Here is an 8,343-nt window from a genome sequence, read left to right as displayed (position 1 = left end):
TCGGTCAACACCAGCGGTGCAGTCGGGCGCCCGGTTCGTGCCATCAACCCACCCTACACCGACTTAACAGGCGAATTTCCGGCGCAGCACACTAGGGGGTGCGGCGTACGCGATCGGCGTGGGCCCCGTCAGTCGCGGCGGTAGCCGCGGCCGATGAGCCATTCTCCCGCCGCGTACAGGGCCAGGGCGCCGGCGACGATGCCGGCCTGGACGTACCAGTGGCGCAGCGGGCCGTCGGCGAAGTTGCCCGCGATGATCAGGCCCTTGAGGCCGGCGACCGCGAGGAACGCGACCACTCCCATGCCGATCCAGCGGCGGTCCGCGCGTACGCCCTCGGTTGCCCGTTCGGTCTTGTCGTTCTCGATCATGTGGGCAATCGTCGCCGGTGCGGGGCGGGGCGCGCATCGCCCGCCGGACATAGATCTTCCGACAGAGGCGGGCCGGGAGCCGCACGTTCTACTCAGGAGGAGTGGTTTCGGCGAGGTTACGGCAACCTGAGCGGCTCCTTTGGCCGGCCGCCACGATGGAGGCGCTGAGGTAGGGTCCGTCACGGCGGTGCACCGACGTACCGGAAGACCGACGGGAGAAGAAGCGACCCGACATGGACCGGATAGGTGCGTACCGGCTGCTCCGCCGGCTCGGCGAGGGCGGCATGGGCACCGTCTATCTCGCGGTCGATCCGCGGGGACGGCAGGTGGCCGTCAAGACCGTACGCGCCGACGTGGCCCGCGAGGACCAGTTCCGGCGGCGGTTCCGCAGCGAGGTCAACCGGGCCCGGCAGGTGCCGCCGTTCTGTACGGCCGAGGTGCTCGACGCCGACCCGTACCACGATCCGCCGTACCTGGTCGTGGAGTACATCGACGGACCGAACCTGTTCGAGGTCGTCCGGGAGCAGGGTCCGCTGACCCGCGCCCACCTGCACAGCGTCGCCGTGGGCATCGCCACCGCGCTGACCGCGATCCACGGCGCCGGGGTGATCCACCGCGACCTCAAGCCGGGCAACGTCCTCTTCGGGCTCGGCGGGATCAAGGTCATCGACTTCGGCATCGCCCGGGCCCTCGACGCGACCAGCCAGCACACCCGCACCAACCAGATGGTGGGCACGGTCGCGTACATGGCGCCGGAACGCTTCGACCACGAGTCGTCGTCGCGGGTCGACACGGCCGCGGACATCTTCGCGTGGGGTGCCGTGGTGGCTTTCGCGGGCACCGGCCGTACCCCGTTCGGCGCGGACTCCGGACCGGCGACGGCCGTGCGCATCCTCACCCAACAGCCGGAGTTGTTCGACCTGGAGGAGCCGATGCGGGGCCTGGTCGCCCGGGCCCTGGCCAAGGAGCCGCGGGACCGGCCGACGAGCCGGGAGCTGCTCGACGACCTGCTCGCCGTCGCCCCGCAGGCGCAGGACCGGCTGGTCGACGCCCCGGCGGCCGGGCTGCGCGGCACCCCGTTCCTGCGGGAGATCGTGGAGGAGGCAGCCGGCCGGCGATCCGCACCGCCGCCGGCCGCGTCGCCCGCCCCCATCCCGATGACCTCCACCGAGGTACGCCTGAACCGCCCGGCGTGGCGCCCCCGCCCCGCGTCACCGTGGCGCCGGGCGACCTCGGTGCTGCGCCGCTTCCAGGTGGCCGCGGTCGCCGCAGTGGTGCTCGCGGTGACCGCCGTGGTGGTGACCGCCCTCAACGGCGAGGCGTCGGGCCCGGACGGCAACGCCGGCGCGTCGACCGCCGCGGCGCCGACCCCGCAGGCGCCGAGCCTGCTCACCGGCGACCGGCGCGTCGCGTTCCGGCTCACCGGCTCCGGCCGCGAGCTCGGCCTCGAGGGCAGCGGGCGGGCCTCCCTCGGCGACCGGGCGAGCCCGGCCGACTTCACCGTGGCGGCGCGGGTGGGCTCGTACCAGATCAGGCACGTCCCCCGCGACGGCGGCCCGGCGGAACGCTGCCTGGAGGTGACCGGCCGCGGCCCGGCGGCGACGCTGCGGCTGGGTTCCTGCGACGACCTCGGCACCAGCGCGTTCACGCTGACCCCGGCCGGCGGCACCGCCACGTTCGTCATCGTCAGCCCGGAGCACGGCGTGGTCCACTGGAGCGACGACCGGGCGGCCCTCTCGCTGGAGTCGCCGGACTCCGGCCAGGACCCGACCCGCTTCACCCTGATCGACCGGGGCCCGCTGTAGGGGCAGGTACGATGGGCGGCGATGCGGCGACGCCGCCATCCCGGACGAGTTGCGTGTCGTACCCGGCCTGCGAAGACGACCGCCGAAAAGGTGAGCCGTCATGGCCTGGATCGTCCTGATCATCTCCGGCATGCTCGAAACCGTCTGGGCCGTCGCCCTCGGCAGGACCGCCGGCTTCACCCGGCCGGTGCCGTCGGCCGTCTTCCTGGCGGCGCTGACACTGAGCATGGCCGGCCTCGCGTACGCACTGCGCAGCATCCCGGTGGGCACCGGCTACGCCATCTGGGTCGGCATCGGCGCGGTCGGCACGGCGGTGGTCGGCATGGTCGCCCTCGGCGAATCGACCAGTCTGCCCCGCGTACTGTGCCTGCTCCTGGTCGTCAGCGGCGTGATCGGCCTCAAGATCTTCCACTGACCACCCGACCCCGGCCTCGTGCGGCACGGTCACCGCCTCCGCGACGTCAGCCGCGGTGCGCAGCGCCGTACCGATGCTCATGGGGCCGGCGGCGAGCCGCTCCGCCAGGGTGCCGCGAGGTGGTGCGCCCAGTTGTCGGCCAGCACCTTGATCGCGACGCGGGAGTCGAGCACGTCGTCCTCGGCCAGCCAGACCGTGGCGAACGCGCCGGAGCCCAGCCTCCGCACGACCCGGTAACGGCCGATCTCGGCGGGCATGGACACGTACGTATTATTCATGGACCGCAGCTGTGACGGGGGCCCGGATGCGCGACGACCACCAGGAAGACCTCGCCCGGCGGGCGGCGGCCGGCGACGCGGCGGCGCTCGACGCGCTGCTCCCGGTTCCTGCCGTGCCCGCAGGACGCGGAGGAGGCCTGCCAGGACGTGCTGTTGCAGGTCGCCCGCAACATCCACCGCTTCGAGGAGCGCGCGTGGTTCTCGACCTGGCCGCCTGCATCGCCGAGGGCACGGTGAAGTCGCGGATCCACCACGCCCGCGCGCACGTCCGCGGGTCGCTGATGCGCGGCTCGACGTGATCCCGGCCTACGACGAGCCGTCCACCCTGACCGGGGCGCTGCAACGCGGGCTGGGCCGGGGAGCGCGCCGGGCGTCGGACGATCCGGCCGGCCGGTCGGCGGTGGCGCAGTGCCTCGCCCACGACTACCGATGGGACCGGCAGGCCGACGAGCGGGCCGTCTACCTGGCCCGGCTGGTGCGCGACCTGGGCCTGCCGGTGGCGCCGCTGGCCGGGATGCTGCGCGAGGGGCACGAGGCCGCCGACGGCGCGCTGGAGGTGCTGGAGGTTCTCGCCCGCGCCGGTAACGCGGAGGCGCTCGAGGCTGTCCGCCCCTACGCCGGGACGACGACGCCGCGCCGGAGGGTGCCGCCGCGACCGTACGAGGCGTCGCCGGCCACGGCGTTGCTGAGACTGCTGCGCGCCGGCGACCTCGACGGGCAGCGGGCGGCCCTGCGCGAGCTGAACCGGCGCGGCCCGGTGCCGGAGCTGCCGGCCCTGCTGGATGCTCTGCCGGTGCGGGAGCTGGCGGGTCCGCTGGACCGGGCGCTGGAGTTGCTCGGCGCGGCCGTTCTCGCCCCCGCGCGGTCCTGGTCCGCGACGCCGGGCCACCCGCTGCGGTGGACCGGATGCCGCGTGCTCGCCGCGCACGGCGACGAGTCGGACGTGCCCGCCCTGCTGGCCGGCTGGGACGACCTGGCCGGCCGGTGCGGCTATCAGGATCTTGCCGCCGGGCTGGCGCGGATCGGCGGCCCGGCCGCGCGGGAGGGCGTGGACCGGTTGCACGCCGCATGGCTCGGCCCGCACAGCGCCGAGCGGGCCGCCTGCCTGCGCGCCCTGCTGGTGCTCGACCCGGCGGGCTCCGGCGAGCTGCTGGTCGAGGGCCTGTGGGATTGCGAGAGCGACGTCCGGGAGCTCGCCGCCGCCCACGCCTCGCCCGACCGGCCGGTGCGGGACCGGCTGGCCGAGCTGAGCGGGGACCCGATCGAGACCCCGGGGGTACGCGCCGCCGCGGCGGCGCGCCTCCCCTGACGGGTCCGGGTGATCAGGGCCGGTGACGGTCCGGGCCGCCCCGGGGCCGCACGCCGCGACGGCCCTCGGGGTAGACCTTGTGGAACGCGATCAGCCAGCGGATCTGCTCCCGGGGCGGTACGCCGCAGCCGCGCAGGAAGCCCAGCAGCGTCTCCTGCCGGGGCGTCCCCCCGGCGGTGATCAGGTTGTGGACCGTGGCGCGGGAGATCGGCGTCCCGGCGTCGCGGCTGCGCCGGGCCACGCTGTCCAGGGATCGTCTGCGGGTGTCCATCAGGGAACGGAGGCGCCCCGCGAACTCGACCGGCGTGGTCGCGCCGGTCGGATCCGGGGGTACCGCCGAGGTGGTGGCGACGCTCATTTCCTTCGCCCTCGTCCTTGGTCGGATCGGCCGAGCCGTGTGCAGCCCGAAACCGACCTTCGTGCGACGGGACCGCCGAAACAAGTACGCGGCTGCGTGCATGCCGGCTACCGCGCCGCCGCCTCCTCCTCGGCGCGCCGCTCGTCGCCGCTGCGGGTGTGCAGCGGCTTCTCCCTGATGAACAGCACCGCGACCACGGCCAGCGCGGCGATGGGCGCCCCGACCAGGAACAGTTCGGCGGTGGCCCGGGCATAGACGTCCGCCACCACCGCCCGTACCGGATCCGGCAGTATCTTCAGATCGGGCACCGCCTGCGTGCCGCCGCCGGTGGCCGCGGCCTGCGGGAATTTCTCGGCGAACAGGGTGGTGACCCGGGCGGCCAGCACCGCGCCCAGCGCGCTGACCCCGATCGCGCCGCCCATGCTGCGGAAGAAGGTCAGCGCCGACGTCGTGGCTCCCAGCCGCTGGGCGGGGACGTCGTTCTGCGCCGCCAGCACCAGGTTCTGCATCAGCATGCCGACCCCGATCCCGAGGACCGCCATGTACGCCGACAGCTCCGGCACGCCGGTGTGCTCGTCGATCGTGCTCAGCAGCAGCATCCCGGCGGTCATCACCACCGCCCCCGCGACCAGGTATGCCTTCCACCTGCCGTACTTGGTGATCAGTTGACCGGCGATGGTGGACGACACCAGCAGCCCGAAGATCATCGGCAGGCTCATCAGCCCGGCCACCGTCGGGGATTTGCCCAGCGAGATCTGGAAGTACTGCGACAGGAACACGGTGCCGCCGAACATCGCCACGCCGACCAGCACGCTCGCCGCGATGGTCAGCGCCACCGTGCGGTTCGTGAAGATGCTGAGCGGGATGATCGGTTCCGGCACGCGGGTCTCCACCCGCGCCGCGACGACCAGCAGCGCCACCCCGGCGGTGACGAACAGGGCCGTCTGCCACGAACCCCACGGGAACCGGTGACCGGCCAGCGTCGACCAGATCAGCAGGTCGCAGACCCCCGCCGTGATCAGCAGCGCGCCCCACCAGTCGATCGTCACCTCCCGGCGTACCGAAGGCAGGTGCAGGGTCTTCTGCAGCAGCACGATCGCGGCCAGGGAGAACGGCACGCCGATGAAGAAGCACCATCGCCACCCCAGCCAGGACGTGTCGACCAGCACACCGCCGATCAGCGGGCCCGCGATCGTCGCGATCCCGAAGACCGCCCCGAACAGACCCGAGTAGCGGCCCAGTTCGCGCGGCGGGATCATCGCCGCCATCACGATCATCGCCAGCGCGCTCATGCCGCCCGCGCCGACGCCCTGCACCACCCGGGAGGCGATCAGCACCTGCACGTCGGGGGTGAAGCCGGCGATCAGCGACCCGGCCACGAACAGCCCCAGCGAGAGCTGGATCAGCAGCTTCTTGCTGTAGAGGTCGGCCATCTTGCCCCACAGCGGCACCGTCGCCGTCATCGCCAGCAGCTCGGTGGTGACGATCCAGGTGTACACCGACTGGGAACCGCCCAGGTCGGCGATGATCCGTGGCAGCGCGTTCGACACGATCGTCGACGCCAGGATCGCCACGAACATGCCGAGCATCAGTCCGGACAGGGCCTGGACGACCTCCCGGCGGGACATTCTCGCGGTGGTGACGGCCGTCATCGGCTCTCCTCGGTGGTCGAAGTCAGCACAACCAGTTGCCGGGTGGCGCGGGTCATCGCGACGTAGCGGTCAACGGCTCCCTCGATGCCGTCGCCGAACGCGTCCGGGTCGACCAGCACGACCAGGTCGAACTCGAGCCCCTTCGCCAGCTCCGGGGTAAGCGACCGCACGCGCGGCACCGGCCGGAACGCCGGATCGCCGATGACGCAGGCGATTCCCTCATCGTTCTCCGCGAGCCAGGCATCCACAATCGACTTCCCGTCGGCGGCGTCGCCGCGGACGACCGGGACGCCGCCCTGCCGGATGGAGACCGGCACGTTGGCGTCCGGCAGGGCCGCCCGGATGACCGGTTCCGCCTCGGCCATGATCTCGGCCGGTGTCCGGTAGTTGACGGTCAGCGAGGCGAGGGTGATCCGGTCGAGCCCGGCGCGGGCGAGCCGGTCCTGCCACGACTCCGGGAAGCCGTGCCGGGCCTGGGCCCGGTCGCCGACGATGGTGAAGCTGCGCGAGGGACACCGCAGGAGCAGCATCTGCCACTCGGCGCCGGTCAGCTCCTGGGCCTCGTCGACGACGATGTGCGCGAACGGGCCGGCGAGCCGGTCGGGGTCCGCGGCGGGCAGAGCACCCTCGTCGACCAGGGCGTCCCGGAAGTCCTCGCCCCGCAGCATCGTCACGAGGCCGGTGCCGTACTCGTCGTCGGCGACCGCGATCAGGTCGTCGACGACGCGGGTCATGCGCTCGCGTTCGACGGCCACGGACGCGTCGTGGCGGCGCCGGCGTCCGGCGGCCTCCGGGTCGCCGAGCCGGTGCCGGGCCGCGTCCAGCAGCGGAAGATCCTCGACGGTCCAGGCCCGCGGGTCGTCACGCTGCAGCCTGCGTACGTCGCCGGCTCCGAGCCAGGGCGCGCACCTGCGCAGGTACGCCGGCACCGACCAGAGGTCGCCCACGATGTCGGCGGGCTCGAGCAGCGGCCAGGCCCGGTGCAGCGCCGTCCGCAACTCCCGGTGCTGCGACAGCGATCCCCGTGCCAGGCCCTTGTCCTCCAGGATGGTCAGCAGTTCCGCCCAGATCTGCTCGCGCGCCTCGTTGTGCGGGGTGCCGGGCTCGCGCGCGTCGAACGCCCGCGCCCAGTCGTCCGCGCTCAGCCGCGCCTCCGCCTCGTCCGTCGCGACCGTCATCCCCCGCGCCGGCGGCTCCTCGTGGAAGGCGACGGCCGCCTCGATCGCCCGGACCAGACCCGCGGCCGACTTCAGCGCCGCCACCTCCGGGTCCGTCTCCCGCACGGCCGCGGCCCCTTCCGGTACGAGATCCCGCAGCGTGCACGTCCGCACGTCGTCCTCGCCGAGGCTGGGCAGCACGTCGGACACGTACGCCAGGTACGGCTCGTGCGGCCCGACGACCAGCACCCCGCCCCGGCGGTGACCGAGGCGGGGGTCGGCGTAGAGCAGGTACGCGGTGCGGTGCAGGGCGACGACGGTCTTGCCCGTACCCGGACCGCCGTCGACGACCAGGGCGCCGCGCGACGGCGCCCGGATGATCGCGTCCTGGTCGGCCTGGAGCGTGCCGAGCACGTCGCGCATCCGCTCCGACCGGTTGCCGCCGAGGCCGGCGATGAAGGCGGACTGGTCGTCGAGGGCGGCATGCCCCTCCAGCCCGTCCGGGGTGAACACCTCGTCCCAGTAGTCGCCGACCCGGCCGCGTACCCAGCGGTAGCGGCGGCGGCTCACCAGCCCCATCGGGTCGGCGTGGGTGGCCCCGAAGAACGGTCCGGCGGCCGGGGAACGCCAGTCCAGCAGCAGCCGGCGGCCGGTGAGGTCGGTGAGGCCGAAGCGTCCGACGTACACGGGATCGCTGCCGTCGGCGGCGACCATGCGCCCCAGGCACAGGTCGAGGCCGAAGCGCCGCAACCCGCGCAGCCGGGCGGTCAGCCGGTGGATCTCCTGGTCGCGGTCCAGCGCCTGCCGCCCGATGCCGCCGCGCGTTTTCCGTTCGGCGTCGAGCCGCCCGGAAAGGTCGGCGATCGCTTCGGCGAGGCTTTCGGCGATGGCGGCGAAATGGCGTTCATCCCTTTCGATAAGCGCCGGGTCGGCCTTGTGGGAAAGCCGCTCGGGAAGGTCGAACACGCTGGTGGTGAGCGGGGGCACGGCATCAGCTCCGA

At 73.4% G+C, this 8,343-nt stretch carries 8 protein-coding genes and 1 riboswitch; of the genes, 3 read left to right on the top strand and 5 right to left on the bottom strand.

All coding sequences use genetic code 11. The annotated features are described in order from the left end of the window. Positions 1-128: 128 nt before the first annotated feature. Positions 129-368 carry a hypothetical protein gene (locus tag CLV70_RS32720; RefSeq protein WP_106130486.1) on the bottom strand — a complete coding sequence of 80 codons (240 nt, stop codon included), beginning with the start codon at positions 366-368 and terminating at the stop codon, positions 129-131. Between the two features lie 233 nt (positions 369-601). Here CLV70_RS32720 and CLV70_RS32715 point away from each other — a divergent pair, with 233 nt between their 5' ends. Then, complete coding sequence (locus CLV70_RS32715) at positions 602-2,173, top strand: serine/threonine-protein kinase (protein WP_211303981.1); 1,572 nt, start codon at positions 602-604, stop codon at positions 2,171-2,173. Between the two features lie 18 nt (positions 2,174-2,191). Continuing rightward, a riboswitch (guanidine-III (ykkC-III) riboswitch) is annotated at positions 2,192-2,259 on the top strand. 14 nt (positions 2,260-2,273) lie between these two features. Continuing rightward, a complete protein-coding gene (locus CLV70_RS32710; protein ID WP_106130485.1) occupies positions 2,274-2,588 on the top strand; it encodes a DMT family transporter in 315 nt (104 codons plus the stop codon). A gap of 77 nt (positions 2,589-2,665) precedes the next feature. On the opposite strand, the gene CLV70_RS32705 is transcribed toward CLV70_RS32710, so the two are convergent. After that, positions 2,666-2,866 carry a hypothetical protein gene (locus tag CLV70_RS32705; protein WP_211303980.1) on the bottom strand — a complete coding sequence of 67 codons (201 nt, stop codon included), beginning with the start codon at positions 2,864-2,866 and terminating at the stop codon, positions 2,666-2,668. A gap of 295 nt (positions 2,867-3,161) precedes the next feature. On the opposite strand from CLV70_RS32705, the gene CLV70_RS32695 reads away from it, so the two are divergent. Beyond that, a complete protein-coding gene (locus CLV70_RS32695; protein WP_106130484.1) occupies positions 3,162-4,175 on the top strand; it encodes a hypothetical protein in 1,014 nt (337 codons plus the stop codon). A gap of 13 nt (positions 4,176-4,188) precedes the next feature. On the opposite strand, the gene CLV70_RS32690 is transcribed toward CLV70_RS32695, so the two are convergent. The 3 genes from CLV70_RS32690 to helR all read right to left on the bottom strand — a co-directional run bounded on the left by CLV70_RS32690 (position 4,189) and on the right by helR (position 8,329). After that, positions 4,189-4,533 (bottom strand): helix-turn-helix domain-containing protein, encoded by a 345-nt coding sequence (locus CLV70_RS32690; RefSeq protein WP_106130483.1) that lies wholly within the window; start codon positions 4,531-4,533, stop codon positions 4,189-4,191. Between the two features lie 107 nt (positions 4,534-4,640). Next, entirely contained in the window at positions 4,641-6,185 is a 1,545-nt protein-coding gene (locus CLV70_RS32685) for an MDR family MFS transporter (RefSeq protein WP_245908601.1), read from the bottom strand. Further along, the gene (gene helR, locus CLV70_RS32680; RefSeq protein WP_106130482.1) at positions 6,182-8,329 is read right to left on the bottom strand and encodes an RNA polymerase recycling motor ATPase HelR; all 2,148 of its coding nucleotides are present in this window, start codon (positions 8,327-8,329) and stop codon (positions 6,182-6,184) included. Before helR ends, CLV70_RS32685 begins: the two co-directional genes overlap by 4 nt. Positions 8,330-8,343 lie beyond the last annotated feature (14 nt).

The sequence above is a fragment of the Pseudosporangium ferrugineum genome (assembly GCF_003002065.1).
Classification (GTDB): Bacteria; Actinomycetota; Actinomycetes; order Mycobacteriales; family Micromonosporaceae; genus Actinoplanes; species Actinoplanes ferrugineus_A.
Note: the sequence above shows the minus strand (reverse complement) of the source record. Positions and strands in the feature narration are given on the sequence as shown.

Bases quoted from the DNA above. Each gene is read 5' to 3' on its own strand.
- CLV70_RS32720 (WP_106130486.1), bottom strand. From the start codon at position 368: ATGATCGAGAACGACAAGACCGAACGGGCAACCGAGGGCGTACGCGCG.
- CLV70_RS32715 (WP_211303981.1), top strand. From the start codon at position 602: ATGGACCGGATAGGTGCGTACCGGCTGCTCCGCCGGCTCGGCGAGGGC.
- CLV70_RS32710 (WP_106130485.1), top strand. From the start codon at position 2,274: ATGGCCTGGATCGTCCTGATCATCTCCGGCATGCTCGAAACCGTCTGG.
- CLV70_RS32705 (WP_211303980.1), bottom strand. From the start codon at position 2,866: ATGAATAATACGTACGTGTCCATGCCCGCCGAGATCGGCCGTTACCGG.
- CLV70_RS32690 (WP_106130483.1), bottom strand. From the start codon at position 4,533: ATGAGCGTCGCCACCACCTCGGCGGTACCCCCGGATCCGACCGGCGCG.
- CLV70_RS32685 (WP_245908601.1), bottom strand. From the start codon at position 6,185: ATGACGGCCGTCACCACCGCGAGAATGTCCCGCCGGGAGGTCGTCCAG.